Source organism: Thermomonospora echinospora (assembly GCF_900108175.1).
GTDB classification, from domain to species: Bacteria; Actinomycetota; Actinomycetes; order Streptosporangiales; family Streptosporangiaceae; genus Thermomonospora; species Thermomonospora echinospora.
Genome location: NZ_FNVO01000048.1, coordinates 1 through 17,675 on the forward strand (window position 1 = coordinate 1; position 17,675 = coordinate 17,675).

Genomic DNA, 17,675 nt, shown 5'->3' on the forward strand with positions numbered 1-17,675 from the left:
GCCCGGTTCACCTTCCTTGACCCCCGCTCCCACCGGTTCTGGGGCGATTGGGAACGCGCCGCCAACGACACCGTCGCCCTCCTGCAGGCCGAAGCCGGCCGCGACCCCTACGACAAAGACCTCACCGACCTGGTCGGTGAGCTGTGCACCCGCAGCGAGGACTTCCGCACCCGTTGGGCCCGCCATGACGTCCGCCAGCACCACCTGGGCGCCAAACCCTTCCACCACCCCGTCGTCGGCGACCTCCACCTCACCTACGAATCCCTCGACCTGCCCGCCGACGACCTCACCCTGGTCGCCTACGGCACCGAGCCCGGCAGCGACTCAGAGGACAAACTCCGCCTCCTGGCCAGCTGGGCCGCCGAAGTCGCCCTCCAGCCCAAGCAATCCCCGGCGGACCAGTCCTGAACACCGCCCGGCATTTTCAGACCTCGCTAACGAGCTCGTGCATGGTCGCCGGTGGGCCAGCGGCATGATCGTTGATCATCTTGGATTCGCCGGACATCGTTCTGATGTGCTCTGGCGGTGATTGTCGCCGCTGCCGCGGGTTTCGCCGTGGCCCGCTCCGGCCGCCTGGTGATCGCGACGGTTGTCGCGATCCGGCTCGCCTCCTCCCTGGGCGTCTTCTCGGTAACGGCGCACCTGGTCGTGTACATGCGGTACGACCTGGGGATTCGTGCTGGGAAGGGCGTGGCCCCCTGCCGCGTACCACGGCTGGACCGCCGCCGACACCATTGCCAGTACGCAGGAGAACACCGTCACCGCGCCCGGGCCCGCGCCGCCCAGCGGCACCACCACCGACGCCTGGTCCATCAGCAGCATCGTGGGCATCGACACGGCCACAAACCACATGAGGATCCGGTCCCGCAGCGCCGCCCGCACTCCAGCGACGGCCCGCCCCTACCAGACCGCCGCCACGCTGGCCGCTCCGCTGATGTGGCCATGACGCCTTGATGACACGGCCTAGGTGCTCAGCACCTTGCGGAGCAGTTCGGCGAACTCGGCCACTGCGGGCATCAGCCCGTCCCGGCGGAAGGTGTCCTGAACGCGGGCGAGCAGATGCAGCGCGACGATCGCGCCTGAGCTGCAGCCGGCCACGCGGGCGGGCGCGTCCGGAGACAGCAGCTCCAGCACCCGGAACGTGTCGTCGGCGTGATGCGCGACCTGCTGCGGGGCCTGCGGGTCATCCAGCGGGCTGCGGGACATGCCGCGCGGGTCGTAGGACGCGACCATGTAGTCGTCGGCGATGCCGTCGAAGGAGTGCGACAGAGCCCCTGAAGTCACAGGGTCGCCGGAGGAGGCGGAGCCGAGCAGGCAGTGAGGACGTCGATCAGGGTGGCGCGGAGGAGCGCCACCTTGTAGGCGCTCCGGGGCAAGGGGCTACAGCGGGCTGTCGCCAGGTCTGCCGCAGCGGCCAGGGTCTCCTCGGTGGCGGACTTGCCGAGCAGAGCGTCGGCCACTTCGGGAAGAAAAAGGGGTGTGCGGGCCACTCCGCCCACGGCTATGGCGGCGGTGGTGATGGTGTCGCCGTCGAGGGTGAGGCGGGCGACGGCTTCGACCAAGGGCCATTCCGCCATTTCGCGGGCGGTGGCGCGGCGGTATGCGGCTCGTTCGATCGGCGTGGGCGCAGGCATGAGGACGGCCTGGAGGATCTCGCCGGACTCCAGACGATGGTCGCATGTCGGGTCACCGCCGTCCCCGTACAGTTCGGCGATGCCCAGCGGGGAGCGTCCGTGGACTTCGGCGGTTGCGGCGTAGGTGAGGAGGGCTACGGCGAGTGAGGAGGGGTGGGGGGCGATGCAGGGGCCCTGGTCGATGACGGCCGAGTACAGGTGGGCACCCTCGCGGGCAGGGCAGGTGTCGCCTCCCGTCTGGTGACATGTGAAGGCGGGATTGCGCAGGTACCAGCAGCGGTTCCGCTGGAGGAGGTTGCCGCCGACGGTGGCGACGTTGCGGATCTGCGGGGTGGCGATGGCGGCGGCCGTGGCGGCGAGCGCGGGATAGGCGGCGGTCAGGCGGTCGTCGGCGAGCAGGTCGGCGATGGTGGTGAGGGCGCCGATGCGAGCGGAGCCGTCCGGCCGCCAGACGATACCGCGCAGGCCGGGGACGCTGAGCAGATCGACCGGAGGGCGGGTCGCCCGGGTCATGACGTCGGTGCCGCCGGCACGCAACTCGCCGCCGGTGTCGCGGACGGCTTTGGCGACGGCCTCAAGGGTGGTCACGTGCCGATCCCCTCCAGCAGCAGATCAGGTCGGATGGGCAGGTCATGCGGGCGCCATCCGGTGGCATGCCTGACGGCGTTGCCGATCGAGGCGGCGACCGCCATGGTGCAGATCTCGCCCAGGCCGACGCCGCGGCCGGGCACGTGGTCCCAGCCTTCGGTGTGGAAGTACACGTCGATTTCCGGAGTGTCGGCGATGCCGGGGATGCGGTAGTCCTCCAGATTTGCGGTGAGCACGGTGCCGGTGGCCGGGTCCTCATGGCGCTGCTCGAACAGGGCGTAGCCGATGCCCTGGATGACTCCGCCCTCGCACTGGTTGCGGGCCAGCCGGGGGACGTAGACATGGCCGGCGGCCACCCCGCTCCAGACGCGGGTCGGCCTGACGCGGCCGAGCAGGGTGTCCACTTCGACCTCGGTGACGACGACGGCTCCCGAGAAGCCCCGGCCGATGGCGAAGTGGTCCAGGGGAAAGGGCGTGACGTATCCACGGCGATCCCGGGGGCGCCTGCCGACGACCTGGAGCCCCTCGGCTTCGTCGAGGGAGCGAGCGCCGAGGGCCTTGCGGAGCCGACGCGCTGCGTCCTGGGCCGCCGGGGCGATGGAAGGGGTGGAGCAACTGCTGGCGGCGGACGGCCCATAGGCGTGGTCGCTGCGACCGAGTTCGACGCGCACCTGACCGGACCGCAGGCCGAGCGTGGACCGCACGACCTCGGCGATCACCGAGCGGCTCCCGGTCCCGATGTCCTGGGTGGCGATGCGGGCGACCACGGCGCCCTGCTCGACCGTCAGCGAGACCTTGGTGCCCGGGTCGAGGAAGTACATGTAGTTGGCGGCCGCGACGCCCACACCGCGGCGGAGGCGCCCGTCGCCGGGATCCGTGCGGTCGCGCCACATCGGTAGGGTCGAGGCCCGGTCGTACAGCGCGTGGCGCTTGGCGTTGCCGTCCCAGCGGCGGCGCAGCGCGATGGGATCCTCGCCGCGGCGCAGCGCCACCTCGTCCACGGCCTGTTCCAGCGCCCACAGCATCGGCGGCAGACCGGGGCCGCGGAAGGGGATGCCAGGAGCGCGGTTGGTGATGTGGTCGTAGTCGCGGATCCGGCGAGGCGCGTTGCCATAGAAGAACCGCGAGTGCCAGGCCGCGTTGGACCCGATGGAGACGCCGGAGTCACCGTGGCCGTCCATGGTGAAGGCGGACAGCCCGCCGTCAGCGTCGGCGAGGAGGGCTAGCTCGATACGCACCCCCGGGCGGGTGCCGCCGTCGACGAGCTCCTCCGGCCTGCTGAGGACGACCCGGACTGGCACGCCGTGCAGGCGGGACAGTTCCACGGCGGCGACTACGTCAGAGGTGACGTTGACCTTGGAACCGAAACCGCCGCCCACATGCTCGGCCACGACATGGACCTGCTCCGGGCGGAGCTTCCAGCGCTTGGCCGCCTGTTCGGCGACGCGGGTCACCGCCTGGGTGGACAGGTGGAGATGCAGATCATCGCCTTCCCAGCGGGCCACGCAGCCGTGCGGCTCCATGCAGGTGTGGGCCTGTACGGCGGTGGTGAAGGTGGCCTCCACCAGAGTCTGGCCGCCGCCGTCGTTCCGAGCTTTTTCGATGCGCTTCACGGCCGTGCGACCGCGCCAGCTCATGGCGGCGGGTCCGCGTACGTTGCCGTTCCACTTGGCGGACGCGAGCGGGCCCTCGTTGGCGCGCGGAGCCCCCTTACGGGACTCCTCGGTCGGATAGACAATGGTCTCGGCCTCCGACGACAGCACTGTGGGCAGCACCGTGTAGTCCACCTCGATCCGTGCCGCGACCGCGAGTGCCTCGGCTTTGGTGGGCGCGGCGACCGCGGCCACCGGCTGGCCCACATACCGGACGACGCGGTCTGGCGGCAGCAGTTCGGCCAGCAGACCATCGTGCCGAATTTCGCCCACCTTCGCGTGCGGGTGCGGCGACCGTACGATCACACCTTCGAGCTGCCCCTCCAGGGTGACGTCCGCCGTGTACCGCGCCGCGCCCGTGATCTTGCTGAGGGCCTCCACGCGTACCGGTGTCACCGTGCCCTCGTCGTGCTCGCCCGCGCACGCTGCCGCGACCGCCTCGTAGATGCCGGCGTACGCTCCGCAGCGGCACAGGTGACCCGCCAGGGCCTCGGCGATCTGCTCACGGGACGGCTTGATCGTGCCGTGCTCGGCCCGCCACCGATCCATGAACGCCGCCGCTTCCACCACGAAGCCCGGCGTGCAGTAGCCGCACTGCAGCGCGTCGTGCTCGGCGAAGGCCCGCTGCACCGGATGGTCGCCGCCGAGCCCCTCCACGGTCGTGATCTCGCGGTCCGCCACCGCCCCGGCGGGCAGCAGGCAGCTCGCCGCCGTGCGCCCGTCCACCAGCACGGTGCAGGTGCCGCACACGCCCGTGCCGCAGGCGACCTTGGTTCCGGTCAGCCCCATCCGTTCCCGCAGCACCGACGCCACGGTCTCCGCGGGCTCGACACCGACGTCAACGGGTTTGCCGTTGAGGCTGAATTCCATCCAAGCTCCATGCGCCGGGTGCTGATCAGCGCCATCGTGGCACAGCGAACTGCGCAAATCACCGCTTTCGCGCGATCTTCCCTTCTAGGATCACTCTCGACGACTCATCGCCCACGGCAGACGGGAAGTACCGGTGTCGCAACAGCCAGGCGTGCCACAGGGGATCGACCCGAACACCCCGAACGTGGCCCGCATGTACGACTACGTGCTCGGCGGGAAGGACAACTACGCCGCCGACCGTGAGCTTGCCGGCCACCTCATCGCCTCCATCCCGGACGGCGTCGAGGCCCTGCGCGCGAACCGCCGCTTCCTCGGCCGTGCCGTCGCCTACGTCGCCGAGCAGGGCATCGACCAGTTCATCGATCTCGGTGCGGGACTGCCCAACCAAGGCAACGTTCACGAGATCGCCCAGCGCGTCCACCCGCACGCCCGCGTCGTCTACGTGGACATCGACCCGATCGTCATCGCGCACGCCCGCGCCCTGCTGGCCGCCGACGACCGCACCGCCGCACTCCAGGCCGACATGCGCGCCCCCGAGACCGTCCTCGCCTCTGACGCCGTGGCCAGCCTCATCGACTTCGACCGCCCGGTCGGCGTCATCTTCAACGCCATGCTGCACTTCGTCACCGACGCCGAGGACCCCGCGGGCATCGTCGCCGCCTTCACCGACCGCATGGCCCCCGGCAGCCATCTCGTCATCTCCCACAGCACCCTCGACGACCGGCCCGCCGATCTCGTCGAGATCATCGAGGCCGCCTACGAGAACGCCTCGGCGCCCATGGTCTTCCGCGACCACGGCCAGATCCTGCGCCTGTTCAACGGCCTTCCTCTCGTCGAACCGGGCCTGGTCAAGGTCAACCGGTGGCACTCCGACGACATCGAGGCCGCGGCGAGTGGCGGCGCCTGGGTGTACGGCGGCATCGCCGTCAAATGACTGCACGGTTGCGGACCTTGCCGAAGGCGGCCAGGACAGTGTCGTCGGCGTCGTAGGCGTCCCACTGCCCGGGACCGCCGTCCCCGATGAGCGCCTTGAGCAGTGCCTGCACGCGCCGCGCCCTACTCCGCAGGTGGTCAGTCGCGGCGGAGACCTTACCGGGACCGTCGAGCCGGACCTCATGCATCGCCCTGTTCATGTCCCCGATGGCCGGGCCGATGCGCTCGTGCATCTGTGTCAGGAGCCGGTCCTTGCCCGCACGGTCACGCGTCGCATCGTCGTTTCGTCGAGATTCCCGGCAGAACGCTGATGTTTGTCCGCGCTCATCGGGATTTGGTGAGCCTGGGGAACTCGGGACGGGTCCTGGCGGCTCTACTGGCGGCTGACGGCGCGGGTGATGCCGGCGACGATCGTGGTGGCCAGGATCCACCCTGCCAGGATCAGCGCGTACGACAGCCACTGGTACCAGCCCTGCGGTGTGAACGCCTTCTCCTGGCCGAAGTCGATGATCGGCAGCAGCAGGTCGAAGGTGTAGAAGAGCGGGTTGAAGGCCGGGGCCTCACCTGCTTTGAGGGCGGGTGGCTGCTTGAGCGTGTAGGCGATGGTGCCGGTGAGCAGCAGCGTCAGCAGCCAGGCCGCGGCGCGCATGGGCCGGAAGCCGTAGCCGACGGTGACGTCTTGCAGGTGGCCCCAGAGTTTGGCGTACCAGGGGAGTGTGGTGCGGTGGCGTCGTTGCTTAGCCAACTGCACCATGCGTGCCGCCGCGTCGTCGCCGATGCGTCGGTAGGCGGCGGTGAGCTGCTCGTAGGTGTGCGGGACGTAGCCGTCTTCCTCGCGTTCCAGCAGCGGCAGACGCTGCTTGGCGGGAAGGTGCGGTGCCAGTGCGTTGTAGGTGAGCCCGTCGAGCCGGACGGCGTCCGGCCACACGTCCGGGGTGGCGTGCAGCAGCTCGAACTGGGAGCGGCGCAGGTTGGCCGTGCCCTCGATCCGGGGTGCGTTGCGCAGCCAGAGTTCACGGGCGATGACGCTGCTGGCTCGCAGCGCCACGCCACCGGGGTTGGAAAGCCGCGCCCCGGTGAGGTCGATTCCTCCGGCGACCGTGGCGCCACGGAGGTTGACGCGGCCCTGGGTGCGCATTCGCACGGCGTGCATGTCGGTGCCGACGGCGAAGGACCTGGCGTCCAGCACTGTGCCGCCGGGGTTGATGAGCATCGCTTCGTCGAGGTTGACCGTGCCGGAGACCTTGGCGCCGTTCAGCTGGATCTGGCCGTGCACGGTGAGCCCGGGGGCCCACATGTCGTCGTCGACGGTGGCGTGGTTGAGGTGCAGGACGTCGTCTGGATCCTCGTCCTCGTCGCCGAGCCGCGCCCGTTCCAGGAAGAGCGCGCCGGACAGCCGCGCGCCGCCGAGCCGGACCTGTCCCGGGACGCGGCAGTCGGTGAGCCGCAGGACGCCCTCGACGTGGAGGGTGGCCGCCTCCAGGGCGGGCAGGTAGGAGTGGCTGAGGTTGAGCTGGCGGACGTGCGCGCCGTACAGGATGGCCGCGCGCTCGAAATGGCAGCCCCACAGACGGACGGAGTGCTCGACGGCCGCGTACTGCAGGTCGAGCACGCCGGTGATCCGGGCACCGACGACCCGTAGTGCCGCGACCTGGCCCTCCTCGGCGGTGCCGGCGAGGAGGAGGGCGCGCAGGGCCTTGGCGCGCACGGTGCGCTCCGGACCCCAGGTGTGGCCGTCCTCGGCGTCCTCGTCATCGGAGCGGCGGAAGTCGACCACCTCGCCCCGGGGGAACGCCCGCCACACACGGCGCTCGGCGGGCGTCAGATCGGCGATCTCCATCGGCGGGACCTTCTCGCGGGCCCCGTGCTCTGTCAAACGGATACCGCGACGGGACCGGTGCCGACGCGACCCTGAGGAGCGGTGGACGGACGAGGCCCGGCGTTGACCCGTCTTCTCAGGTGGGCGGTGCGTCACCAGTGCCCGGAGAACCAGCCGCCGTGACGGTCGTGCCCGGTACCGACCAGTCCGGCAAGCTCCTCAGCGACGAGGCCGAGTATGCCGTGCGTTCATAGGCCACTGGGCAGGCTCGGATGTCACGTTCGGGTGGTCAGTGCGAGGAAGTAGGGCTTCATCGCGGGGTAGTAGGTGTCGAAGTCCGGCTTGGGGGAGCCGTCGCGTGCGGCCACGAGCATGTCCAGGTAGTACTCCCAGCCTGGGCCGATCTCGCCGAGTTGCTCCTCATTCTCGAGGTGATGCACGAATCGCAGCCGTGTCACCCCGTCGGCGTGCGATAGCAGCAGCTCGATCCGCCAGGCGCCGAACTCGTCGGTCGCCGACAGGGCCAGCCGCTGTGGCGGATCGCAGGCGTCGATGTGCATGTCGACCCACGGTGTCTGGTCCTCGAACGCCAGCTGCACCTTGATCGTTCGGCCGGGCGCAGCGTCGCCCTCCCACGGTCCGTACCAGCGGGCCGTGCGGTCGGGTTCGGTGACGCTGGCCCACACGTCCTCGATCGGCGCACGGAATGTCCGGGTGAGGACGAGATCACTTCCGGTGCCGGTGCGGAACAGTTCGCCGGTGGGGGGACGGTTCATGCCGTGTTCTCCTTCGTTTGATCGGCCGCACGACGTTCGCGGCGGGTCCGATAGACCTCTGTCTCCAGCGCGTCGAGGCGGTGTTCCCAGTCGGAAGGCTGGAGGAATGGGGCGAGCCAGGCGGCGAGCTCGGTGAACCGGCCGGCGTCGAGCTCATAAAGCCGTTGCCTGCCGACGAGCTCGTCGCGCACCAGCCCGCTTTGCCTGAGCACCCGCAGGTGGCGGCTCACGGCCGGCCTGCTGATCGGGAAGCGCCCGGCGATCTGCCCCGCCGAGAGCCTGCCGCCGCGCAGCATGACCAGGATCTGTCGGCGCACCGGGTCCGCGATCGCCGCCGCCACTTCGTCCACCTAGAAAGGGTAACCTATTGGTTACGCGTTTGGCGACAGTGAGGGGACCCTCCGTTCGGGCTCTGTGTCACCAGGGGGAGGTAGCTCGGCGTAACCGTCGTCACGGTGAGCGCTCTCACGCATGATCTTGAGACAGTCTGCGGCTACCGCCCTGGTCGTCCCGTCCCTGGACCGCGACGGCCGCTCCTTCAACGATCTGATCACCATGGTCGACGACCTGCTCAAGCGCGAGATCGGCGTCGCCTCGCTCCACGCACGCCTCGACACCACTCCCGATGGGCGGCTGGTGTTCTCCGTGTCCGCCGACCCGGCCAAGTTCATCCGCGAGCTGGTGGCATCGGGGCCACGCAGTCGGCGTCCCCGGATCGCCTGCGTCCGTCGGGTTCGACCGGCCTTCCCGGGTGGTGCTGGCCGGTGTGTCCGGGTTCTGCCTACTCGGGCCAGGGGGAGTTCTGGATGATCTCGACGAAGTCGGCTCTGTGGAAGCCTGGGGTGAAGTGCTGTAGGACGTCGGCGTTGACGGTGCCGAAGGTCGTCTGTGGTTTGGTGGTCATGCCGTCGGTGAACGCGCGGAGGATGCGGCGTTTGAAGTCCGGCCGTGGGTGCAGCGCGGTGATCTCGGCGCGGTCGCTGTCGGTGACGTCGTGGTAGCCGATGCCCAGGACGTCGTACTCCACCCCGGCGGTGAGCAGTGCGATCTCCGGTTCCATGAATTCGGGGACGCCGGGTGTGGTGTGTAGGGCGATGGCCGTCCAGACGCGTCTGATGCTGTCGTCGGGCAGGTTGTGGGCCTGCAGGAATCTGCGGGCCTCGTCGGCGCTGTCCACCTCGAAGCGCCGTCCGCTGCTGTGGAACCTTTCACCGAGGCCGACGTCGTGGAACATCGCGCCGATGTAGAGCAGTTCCGGGTCGAAGCTCAGGCCGCGGTTGCGGCCCTGCAGGCTTGCGAACCAGTACACCCGGCGTGAGTGGTGATAGATCAGCTCAGGGACGGTCTCGCGTATGAGTTCGGTGGCCTCGGCGGCCAGTGCGGTGTCCGGCACGGCCACCCCGGCGGCAGATGCCCCGTCCATCGTCATGCCCACGCCTCCCCAAGGCCCCCCGTCGCCCCCCTCATCGACGGTGCCGGCCATCCCGCACCTGAAAGTGCCGGACCACGCCGACACCCCCATCGTCCCCGGCCCGCCACCGGCGACACCTGCGAGCCGACGCTGGGCGTGTCCGACAACCGGTGGAAGCGGCGGTGGCCGGAGCCGAGCGGCCCAGGTTCACCTGGATGAAAGCTTCAGCCGGCAGATCGGCCCCACTGCCGGTCGGGCATCCTCCCCTCCGGGTCTGGCTGCCTGACCACAGCGAAGGGCCGACTACGAGCTGGTGCCATAGGGCGATCGTGCCTGCGCGTGGACGACCAACACCGCAGCCGGATGGCCTCAACGCCGCGCGTGGTGGATCTTCAACCGGCCGAGCCCCATGGCCCCAGAGATCCGGATCGTTGGCCCGCCGGAGTCGGAGCGCCGCCGGGTTGTGTAGCGCGGGTCCGTCCATCCCGTGCGCAGACCCTCGATGTCGACGATCGCGTCGCGAGGCACCGTGATCTTGGCCCTGCCGGTGCCGAGTCGCAACTCGATGTCGACGACCGGATGCTCGATGATCGCCCGGGACAGGTCCAGGTGCACCCTTCCGAGTGCGGATTCGACCGTGAGCACCCGAGGTACCCGCCATGCGCCGCGCCGCCGGATCAGTCCACTGGCAGCGGCGATCGTGGACGTGCTGCCCGCATTCTCCTCTGGGAGCGAGGCCAGAGCCTGCACGAGTTCGTCGTGCGTCGTGGCGGTGAGCGCCTGGTGGAGGTGTTCGTCCAGCTCCTCGTATGAGATGTGCCCCTCGCTGTAGGCCTCCAAGCTGGTCGAGCACTACGCCGAACAACTCGCCCAGGTGATCAGCTCCCTGTCGGCAGCAGCTCCACCCAGCGTGCCGGACTCTCACGAATGAAGTCCCGACCCCCGGTTCCTGGACGTTGGGATCGCACCCGGCCTCCGATCAAGGGGGGATGTGCGAAAGGGGAGCGGGGTCTTCCCGGCGGCCCGCCACCCGATCTACCACGCTGACCAAGCCCTGGGCCTCACAGCGCGCCCAGCGGCAATCAGCAGCTCGGGGCAGCTACTCAGGGTCAGCGTAGGGGTTGACCTCGGCGTAGGCGTCGTTGGCCTGGGGCAGGTCGAACCCCTCCTCCCACTCGTGCGGCGCGGGCCAGTTCCGCGGTGGCCCGCTGAGCAGGTGGTCATACCGCCTGCTCGACCATGGCATCTCCCTCCGGCTCGCACCTGCAGACGGCACAGGCGGTGTCTCAATCGTGCTGGTCGCAAAGTGCTGATATCTGCTGATATTTGGTCTTGCTTCGCCAGGTGAGGGATGGGATGTTTCTTCGCGTACGGCGGTCTTCGCGCGGAGTGCGGACGTCGGCCGTGGACACCGAGGGGAACGCATGTCGCGACACCAGACCCCGTACCGGCGGTCCCGGCAGAGATACCTCGCCGTCGTCGCCTTCGCCGGCGGCCTTTCCCTGTCCCTCGGGGTCCTTGCACCCGCAGAACCTGCGCAGGCCAAAATCGCCGGTCCTGCCGCGGTCGCCTTGCCGGCGGCGCAGCAGGCGGCGGCCGAGAAGGTCGTCTACCTCAGTTTCGACGACGGGCCCAGCTCCGGCTACACCCCGAAGATCCTGAACATCCTTGCCAAGCGTGGGGTCCGTGCCACGTTCTTCGTACTCGGTGAGAACGTCAACCGCTATCCATCGCTCACCCTCCGGGCGCACGAGCGCGGCCACAGCATTCAAAACCACACCTGGTCGCACCCCGACCTACGGCAGGTCTCCTGGAAAACCTTCACGTCGCAGGTCGGCCGGACCGACCGCGTCATTCGTGCCCAGACCGGCTACACACCCCGATGCCTCCGGCCGCCGTACGGATCGGTCGACAGCAAGGTCCGAAGCCGGGCCGGCTCGCTCGGCAAGACGGTCAAGCTGTGGACCGTCGACCCCAGGGACTGGTCCAGGCCCGGATCGTCGGTGATCGCCAGACGGGTCCTGGACAACGTCCGGCCAGGATCGATCATCCTGCTCCACGACGGTGGAGGAGACCGCAGCCAGACGGTGGCGGCGCTGCCGACCATCCTGCGCACCCTCAAGGCACGCGGATACACCTTCCGCCGGATGTGGTGCTGATCCGGCCGTCTTCTGGGATTCCGGCTTGTCCTTCCCTTGTACGGGGTGATCAGCTCCTCGGCGATGGCCGGCCAGGGTGACCAGGCTGTCGCTCGCTTCACGGCACGTGCATGCTCATTCGGTCGGCGACCAGGGACTGGTAGTTGGGGCACTCGGTGATGTCCTCGTAGTCACAGTCCAAGCCACCTTCGATGAAGCTTAGGGCAGCCCGCATCTCCACTATTCGCCGGACCAGTTCGTCGCGGTGGCGGCGCTGGATTCTCCGACGCTTCTCGACGTCGGCGGTCGTCAGGATGTCGCGGATGTCGGTCAAGGCGAGCCCCGCCTCCTTGGCGAGCAGGATGCTCGCGACCCGATAGAGGTCGGAGCGGCCGTATCGGCGGTGACCTGCGGCCGCGCGGGCGGGCGAGAGCAGGCCCATGGTCTCCCAGTGGCGCAGTACGTGCGTCGCCAGGCCGAAGTGCCCGGCCAGCTCGCCGATGCTCATGGTCGCGCTTGACTTCATGTCGACATTAAGTCGCAGCATGGCGCGTATGTCCAACGAAGCAATCAAGGCCCTCATCCCGCAGCTCGACGCCGTCGACGACAGTCCCGGTGCCGCCGAGCTGCGCGCCCGCTCGTACGAGCTGCTGCATGCCGCCCCGGGCGCGCTGGTGATCGACGCCGGCTGCGGTGCCGGGCGGGCCGTCGCCGAGCTGGCGGATCAGGGCGTACGGGTGATGGGGATCGACGTCAACGATCAGATGATCGCGTTGGCGCGGGAGCGCTGGCCGTACGGCGAGTTCCGCGTCGGCGACGTGTACGCCCTGCCGCTCGGAGACGGGGAGGTCGCGGGCTACCGGGCCGATAAGGTCATCCACACGCTGGCCGACCCGGGTCAGGCGCTCGCCGAGGCGCGACGCGTTCTCGCTTCGGGCGGGCGCATCGTACTGTGCGGGCAGGACTGGGACACGCTCGTGATCGACTCCACCGATCCGGAGCTCACCCGCACCATCGTGCGCAAGCGCGCCGACCAGGTGGCGTCGCCGCGGGCCGCCCGTCGATACCGCAATCTGCTGCTGGACGCCGGTTTCCGCGACGTGACGGTGGAGGTGCACACGGGGGTGTTCACCGACGACTCGTTCCTGCCGGTACTCACCCGCCTCGCCGAGTTCTGCTGCGAGCACGGCGCGATCACACGTGCGCAGGCGGACACATGGATCGCCGACCAGCGGGAACGCGCCCGGGCAGACCGGCTGTTCGCGGCCGTACCGATCTTCATGGCGGCGGCGACCAACCCCTGACCTTTGTGGTGGCGCATGCCCCACAGCCGCCTGCGGATGCCGGCGGGGAGCGTCACGGAGGTTGCGGGCGGTCCGCTCCCGGTGGCCGCCGGAACAGAGGCCGGCGCGTTCCTCCTCCTCGGCCTCACGGGCGCCGGTGCTCAAAGCCGCCACTCGTCCTCACGGAGGATCACGATGCGCCGGCCGTCCCCGTCGATGCCCGTCACCGTGACCTCCGGCCCGCCGACCATGAAGTCGGTGTGCACGGCGGAGAAATTCACGCCCATTTCCTCGATCCGGTCCCTGCCGAGCCGCGACGCGCCGGGAATGGCCTGCGGGATTCCGCTGCCCCAGGCGAGGTGGCAGGTGGCGTTCTCGTCGAGCAGGGTCTCCATGAACGTGACGCCGGACCGGCCGATCGGTGACGAGCCGTCCACCAGGGCGACCTCGCCGAGTCGTGCGGCGCCGGGGTCGGTGGCCTGGTGCCCGCGCACGACGTCCGCTCCGCTGCTGGCGTGCACTTCGCTGACCCGGCCGCCGGTGAACGTCAGCCGCAGGTCCCGGACCACCGTCCCGGCGAGCGACAGCGGGCGGGTGGCGCTGACCGTGCCGTCGATCCGGCGGTGGTCCGGTGTGGTGAAGACCTCCTCGGACGGGAGGTTGGGCACGAAGTATCGGCCGTCGGCGGCCTTGAAGCCGACAACGGTCCATTCCGCCTGTGGGATGAGGCCGATCGTCAGGTCCGTTCCCGGTCCCTTGAAGTGCACCGCGTCCAGGTTCAGCTCGTTCAGCCGGTCCGCCCGGCCGCGGAGCTCGTCGAGGCGGGTGTGCCAGGCCGCGCTGGGGTCGGGCCGGTCCAGCCTGAGGAAGTGCTTGAGGTGGTCCCACAGCCGCGCCACGTCCTCCTGCCCGAAGACATGCCGTGACCAGGAGCGCGTGGGGTAGGCGACGATCGACCAGCAGACCAGGTCGTTGCTCTGCAGGTGGTAGCGCGAGGAGAGGTTGGGCATGCGGTCCAGGCCGGCCCGTACGGGGTCGACGTCGCCCAGCAGATCGGGCTCGGCCTCGCCGCGGATGTTGATCAGCACTCCGTACCGCTGGCCGAGCTCGTGGTTCCTCCGGTCGAGCCAAGCCGGCACCTCGTGCAGCGTTGCCGGGTCCGCATGGCGCACCCGCGAGCGCTTGGCGTACGGATCGAAGTACCAGATGTCCACGTACCTCGCACCGCGCGCGTAGGCGCCTTCGGCGAGTGCACGGGCCAGTGGCGCGTGCTCGATCTCGGCGTTGATGGCCACGAGGTCGTCCTCGGTGACCGGTGCGGAGACGTCGAGGATCAGCTCGGAGTAGGCGGTCAGGTCGGCCGCCGGAATGTCCGGCGAGTCGGGTCGGGACATGGTCGCTCCTCGGTCGTCGTTCGGAACGGGGGAACCGGCGGCGGAATGGCCCGCCGCCGTGGGATGAACAGCAGGAGCGGGGCCGCGGCGGCCCCTGCGGCGACGGCGAAGCCCGCCTCCAGGCCGAGCGTCCGGGTCGCCAGGCCGAGCCCGAGCGCCGCGGTCAGGAAGCCGACGTCGAAGAACCCGGTGACCGTCGCCAGGACCGAGCCCCGCTGCCCGGCGGGGACCGCGTCGACGGCCATCGCCAGGAACGCGGGCAGCCCGAGCGCCTGGCCGACGGCGAGCAGTACGGTACCGCCCACCAGGCCGGGTGCGGTCGGTGCGATCAGCATCCCGGCCAGCCCGGCGGCGGTGAACGCCAGGGACGTGACGGCGGTCCGGCGCGGCGGCAGGCGGGAGATCACGCGGTGCCCCAGGATCCGGACGGCCAGCAGGACCACGCCGTAGACGAGGTATTCGGTCCGCACGTCACGCTCACCGATGTGCCGCCCGTAGAGCGGAATGTAGGTGTTGAACGCCGTGTAGCCCCAGATGCTCGCGCCGTACGCGACACCCGGCAGCAGACCGGCCCGGTGGACCAACGGAGACCTCTCCCGTCGACCACTACCGGCGGCCCTCGCCGTCTGCGCTCCTGCCGACGTCGCCGGGTCCGCTGATGCCGTTGCGTTCGAAGGCAGTACCAGGCAGATCGCCGCGGCCGCGGCGGCGGTGGCGGACGACAACAGCCAGACCCACTCGAAGTCCAGGCTGCTCAGCACGATCGTGCCGAGCGGCGCGCCCGCCAGCAGCCCGGTGTAGACGGCGATGGAGAACCGGGTGATCCTCCCAGAGGTGTCCGTCGTGTCTTCGGCCGCGGAGGCACCGGCCGCCGCGAGCCCGACGTAGGCGAAGGCCTCGCCGACCCCCGCCACGGCACGGCACGCCAGAAGGGCCGAGAGGGAGCCGGTGCCGAGCAGGGCGAGTGCGGCGACGGCGAGCACGGCGGCGCCGGCCACGGCCGCCGACCGGTGGCCGTGCTCGTCGGCCATCCGCCCGGCGAACGGCCGGGCCAGGATCGCGGTGATGCTTGGTACGGCGATGAGGACGCCGACCGTGCCGGGGCCATGGGCAAGCGGCCCCGTGACGTACTGCGGGAGTACGGGGATCAGCAGGCCGATGGACAGGAAGCACGCGCTGGTGGCGGCCAGTACCGGCAGCTGTGATCTGCCGTTCATTGGCCGTCGGGCATTTCGAACAGGATCGTCGTCATGCTGACGTGGACGGTGCCCTCCGACCGCGGCGGCCGGGCGTTCTCGTGCAGCAGCCGCACCGCCTCGCCGACCAGTGAGCAGACCCGTTCCCAGTCCTCGGTGTGGAGCCAGACCTCGGCGTCCGCGCTCTGCCGTTGCCTGGTCATCGCATCCAGCCGGCGGCGCAGATCGGTGAACGTCGCCTCCTGCAGCAGCCGTCGGCCGCTCGACCGATCCAGCCGCTCCGCGCTGGTCGGGTCGTAGCGGTAACGCTTGGGCGAGCGACCCCGGCCCGGTCTGCCTTTGACGGCAGGGTCATCGTCGACCTGCTCCAGGAACCCGGCGGCGGCCAGCTGCCGCAGGTGGTAGCTCGCGGAGGCGTGCGCCAGCCCGAGCTCCTCGGCTACCTCCGTCGCCGACATCGCGGTACCGGTCAGCAGGGACACGATGCGGATGCGCAGCGGATTGGCCAGCGCCCGGAGCGGGACCAGTGGCTCTTTTTCCCAAGACACGTTGGGATAATAAGCAGACGGTACGGCACCGCCGCAATGGGTGAACCCCGAAAGAGCCGCCGTCACGCCCGAGACCGAGATCCTGGAGGCCGCCCGTGCGCGTGAGACCGCATGACATCGCCCACGCCCGTACTGGCGACAAGGGCGACCCCTCGACCCTGTCGGTCTTCCCCTACCGCGACGAGCGCTACGCCGGCCTGGTCAGGGAACCGACTCCGGAGGTACTGCGCCGCCACCTGGCCGACCACGTCCAGGGCGCGGTGATCCACTGAACCCGAGCCGGGCTCGGCATCGGGTGCGTGCAGCGGCCGGCCTCACCCGTTCACCGGTCCCGGCGCGGGTGGGTCGACCGTTTGTCGGGGTCAGAGGGTCATTGCCGTGGGCTGGGAGTCGGGGCGCATGGCCGCGTCGGTGCCGCCGTCGACGTAGAGGACCGCCCCGGTGGTGAAACGGGCCTCGGGCCGCAGGAACTGGTGCACCCAGAACGCGATGTCCTCAGGGCGTCCGAAGACGCCCAGCGGCATGGGCGTGGGGAACTCGTCGGCGTTCAGGTCGGCGCCGTTACCGGTGGAGCCGAGCATGAGCGGAGTGAGCACCGCACCGGGGGCGATGGCGTTCAGCAGCACACCGCGCCGGGCCCATTCGGGAGTGACCGCGGTGCGGCGTACCCAGCGGGCCAGTGCGAACTTGGAGGAGGCGTAGGCGGCGATGCTGGGCGCGAAGTCGAGGATCTCCTGGGGCATGGCGCTTTGCGCGGCCCGGGCGTGCTCGCGGGCGGCGTCTTCGTCGCCGGCCAACGCGAGTTCCACCAGGTGGTCGTCGATCAGTGGGACGGTGGTCGCCGAGTTCGACCCGATGACGACGGCGCGGCCGGCGCCTGAGCGTTCCAGGGCCGGTCGCAGCCCGTTCAGCAGCGTTACCGGGCCGAAGTGATTGATGGACAGCACCGCGGCCGCGTCCGGCAGGTTCGGGCCGACACCGGCGATGGCGGCGACGCCGTCGAGCGTGCCGCCACTGATCTCTACGATCGCCTCGATCGCGGTCCGGCGGCCTTCGGCGGTGCCGAGGTCGGCGATGACCTCGGCGTCGTGGAGATCGACCCCGATGACGGTGTGCCCGGCGTCGGTGAGGACCGCGGCGGTGGCGGCGCCCATGCCGGAGGCGGATCCGGTGACGGCGAAGGTTCCCATGCTCCAGGTCTCCTTACGATGCGGAAGGACCACTCGAAGAGTGCGGCATACAGAAGTCAATCACTGATTGGTGGCTGCATGGCCATGTCGGTGCCCATCAGTCGGCGGCCGGTCTGAGTCGTTGTCTCCCGGCTACCGGGAGACCTCCTGGCCGCCGGGGTCGCCGCCGTCTAGCTTCACCTTTCAGGGAGACCCATGTCACAGCGGACGGTGACCGGCGGCGCCGTATCCCATCCCTGTCCC

The 17,675-nt window shown here is 69.9% G+C and carries 22 protein-coding genes; 7 read left to right on the top strand and 15 right to left on the bottom strand.

Features of this window, described 5'->3' with window-relative positions; translation table 11 throughout:
- A partial coding sequence (locus C4U03_RS39105) for an MmyB family transcriptional regulator (RefSeq protein WP_456119812.1) occupies window positions 1-408 on the top strand: 408 nt, incomplete at its 5' end.
- A 268-nt stretch (window positions 409-676) separates the two neighbouring features.
- A complete protein-coding gene (locus tag C4U03_RS39110; protein ID WP_103944872.1) occupies window positions 677-946 on the top strand; it encodes a hypothetical protein in 270 nt (89 codons plus the stop codon).
- A gap of 17 nt (window positions 947-963) precedes the next feature.
- Here the strand turns inward: C4U03_RS39110 and C4U03_RS39115 are convergent, their stop codons facing one another.
- The 3 genes from C4U03_RS39115 to C4U03_RS39125 are packed head-to-tail and all read right to left on the bottom strand — an operon-like array spanning window position 964 to window position 4,744.
- On the bottom strand, window positions 964-1,284 hold the full coding sequence (locus C4U03_RS39115) for an alpha/beta fold hydrolase (protein ID WP_200827786.1): 321 nt from the start codon (window positions 1,282-1,284) through the stop codon (window positions 964-966).
- A complete protein-coding gene (locus C4U03_RS39120) occupies window positions 1,281-2,222 on the bottom strand; it encodes an FAD binding domain-containing protein (RefSeq protein ID WP_235018402.1) in 942 nt (313 codons plus the stop codon). The genes C4U03_RS39115 and C4U03_RS39120 overlap by 4 nt, the downstream gene beginning before the upstream one ends.
- Entirely contained in the window at window positions 2,219-4,744 is a 2,526-nt protein-coding gene (locus tag C4U03_RS39125; RefSeq protein ID WP_103944874.1) for a molybdopterin-dependent oxidoreductase, read from the bottom strand. Before C4U03_RS39125 ends, C4U03_RS39120 begins: the two co-directional genes overlap by 4 nt.
- A gap of 133 nt (window positions 4,745-4,877) precedes the next feature.
- Here C4U03_RS39125 and C4U03_RS39130 point away from each other — a divergent pair, with 133 nt between their 5' ends.
- Window positions 4,878-5,678, top strand: a complete 801-nt coding sequence (locus C4U03_RS39130) for an SAM-dependent methyltransferase (RefSeq protein WP_146087705.1) — start codon at window positions 4,878-4,880, stop codon at window positions 5,676-5,678.
- Here the strand turns inward: C4U03_RS39130 and C4U03_RS41565 are convergent.
- The 4 genes from C4U03_RS41565 to C4U03_RS39150 form a co-directional block, all read right to left on the bottom strand.
- Window positions 5,671-5,910 carry a hypothetical protein gene (locus C4U03_RS41565; RefSeq protein WP_200827787.1) on the bottom strand — a complete coding sequence of 80 codons (240 nt, stop codon included), beginning with the start codon at window positions 5,908-5,910 and terminating at the stop codon, window positions 5,671-5,673. The genes C4U03_RS39130 and C4U03_RS41565 overlap by 8 nt on opposite strands.
- Before the next feature lie 140 nt (window positions 5,911-6,050).
- Entirely contained in the window at window positions 6,051-7,517 is a 1,467-nt protein-coding gene (locus C4U03_RS42350) for a membrane-associated oxidoreductase (protein WP_103944877.1), read from the bottom strand.
- Window positions 7,518-7,771: 254 nt separating this feature from the next.
- On the bottom strand, window positions 7,772-8,272 hold the full coding sequence (locus tag C4U03_RS39145; protein ID WP_103944878.1) for an SRPBCC family protein: 501 nt from the start codon (window positions 8,270-8,272) through the stop codon (window positions 7,772-7,774).
- A complete protein-coding gene (locus C4U03_RS39150; protein WP_103944880.1) occupies window positions 8,269-8,622 on the bottom strand; it encodes a metalloregulator ArsR/SmtB family transcription factor in 354 nt (117 codons plus the stop codon). The genes C4U03_RS39145 and C4U03_RS39150 overlap by 4 nt, the downstream gene beginning before the upstream one ends.
- 121 nt (window positions 8,623-8,743) lie before the next feature.
- On the opposite strand from C4U03_RS39150, the gene C4U03_RS39155 reads away from it, so the two are divergent.
- Window positions 8,744-9,082, top strand: a complete 339-nt coding sequence (locus tag C4U03_RS39155; RefSeq protein ID WP_103944882.1) for a recombinase family protein — start codon at window positions 8,744-8,746, stop codon at window positions 9,080-9,082.
- On the opposite strand, the gene C4U03_RS39160 is transcribed toward C4U03_RS39155, so the two are convergent.
- The 3 genes from C4U03_RS39160 to C4U03_RS40910 all read right to left on the bottom strand — a co-directional run bounded on the left by C4U03_RS39160 (window position 9,054) and on the right by C4U03_RS40910 (window position 10,929).
- Entirely contained in the window at window positions 9,054-9,701 is a 648-nt protein-coding gene (locus C4U03_RS39160; protein ID WP_103944883.1) for an HD domain-containing protein, read from the bottom strand. The two genes, C4U03_RS39155 and C4U03_RS39160, sit on opposite strands and share 29 nt — an antisense overlap.
- 351 nt (window positions 9,702-10,052) lie before the next feature.
- Entirely contained in the window at window positions 10,053-10,523 is a 471-nt protein-coding gene (locus C4U03_RS39165; RefSeq protein WP_103944885.1) for a DUF1707 SHOCT-like domain-containing protein, read from the bottom strand.
- A gap of 259 nt (window positions 10,524-10,782) precedes the next feature.
- The gene (locus C4U03_RS40910) at window positions 10,783-10,929 is read right to left on the bottom strand and encodes a hypothetical protein (protein ID WP_160147261.1); all 147 of its coding nucleotides are present in this window, start codon (window positions 10,927-10,929) and stop codon (window positions 10,783-10,785) included.
- Window positions 10,930-11,107: 178 nt separating this feature from the next.
- Between C4U03_RS40910 and C4U03_RS39170 the strand changes: the two genes are divergently transcribed.
- Entirely contained in the window at window positions 11,108-11,842 is a 735-nt protein-coding gene (locus C4U03_RS39170; protein ID WP_103944887.1) for a polysaccharide deacetylase family protein, read from the top strand.
- A gap of 97 nt (window positions 11,843-11,939) precedes the next feature.
- On the opposite strand, the gene C4U03_RS39175 is transcribed toward C4U03_RS39170, so the two are convergent.
- Window positions 11,940-12,347, bottom strand: coding sequence for a MerR family transcriptional regulator (locus C4U03_RS39175; RefSeq protein WP_200827788.1), 408 nt, complete (start codon window positions 12,345-12,347; stop codon window positions 11,940-11,942).
- 28 nt (window positions 12,348-12,375) lie between these two features.
- On the opposite strand from C4U03_RS39175, the gene C4U03_RS39180 reads away from it, so the two are divergent.
- On the top strand, window positions 12,376-13,125 hold the full coding sequence (locus tag C4U03_RS39180) for a methyltransferase domain-containing protein (RefSeq protein WP_235018403.1): 750 nt from the start codon (window positions 12,376-12,378) through the stop codon (window positions 13,123-13,125).
- Window positions 13,126-13,265: 140 nt separating this feature from the next.
- Here C4U03_RS39180 and C4U03_RS39185 read toward each other — a convergent pair whose 3' ends face one another.
- The 3 genes from C4U03_RS39185 to C4U03_RS39195 are packed head-to-tail and all read right to left on the bottom strand — an operon-like array spanning window position 13,266 to window position 16,242.
- The gene (locus C4U03_RS39185) at window positions 13,266-14,498 is read right to left on the bottom strand and encodes an aminopeptidase (protein WP_103944891.1); all 1,233 of its coding nucleotides are present in this window, start codon (window positions 14,496-14,498) and stop codon (window positions 13,266-13,268) included.
- Window positions 14,456-15,715: an MFS transporter gene (locus tag C4U03_RS39190; RefSeq protein ID WP_103944893.1), complete on the bottom strand. Its 1,260-nt coding sequence runs from the start codon at window positions 15,713-15,715 to the stop codon at window positions 14,456-14,458. The genes C4U03_RS39185 and C4U03_RS39190 overlap by 43 nt, the downstream gene beginning before the upstream one ends.
- Entirely contained in the window at window positions 15,712-16,242 is a 531-nt protein-coding gene (locus C4U03_RS39195; RefSeq protein ID WP_235018404.1) for an ArsR/SmtB family transcription factor, read from the bottom strand. The genes C4U03_RS39190 and C4U03_RS39195 overlap by 4 nt, the downstream gene beginning before the upstream one ends.
- A gap of 95 nt (window positions 16,243-16,337) precedes the next feature.
- On the opposite strand from C4U03_RS39195, the gene C4U03_RS40915 reads away from it, so the two are divergent.
- Window positions 16,338-16,514 carry an AtuA-related protein gene (locus C4U03_RS40915; protein ID WP_160147262.1) on the top strand — a complete coding sequence of 59 codons (177 nt, stop codon included), beginning with the start codon at window positions 16,338-16,340 and terminating at the stop codon, window positions 16,512-16,514.
- Window positions 16,515-16,604: 90 nt separating this feature from the next.
- Here the strand turns inward: C4U03_RS40915 and C4U03_RS39200 are convergent, their stop codons facing one another.
- Window positions 16,605-17,432 (bottom strand): SDR family oxidoreductase, encoded by an 828-nt coding sequence (locus tag C4U03_RS39200; protein ID WP_103944894.1) that lies wholly within the window; start codon window positions 17,430-17,432, stop codon window positions 16,605-16,607.
- Between the last annotated feature and the right edge of the window lie 243 nt (window positions 17,433-17,675).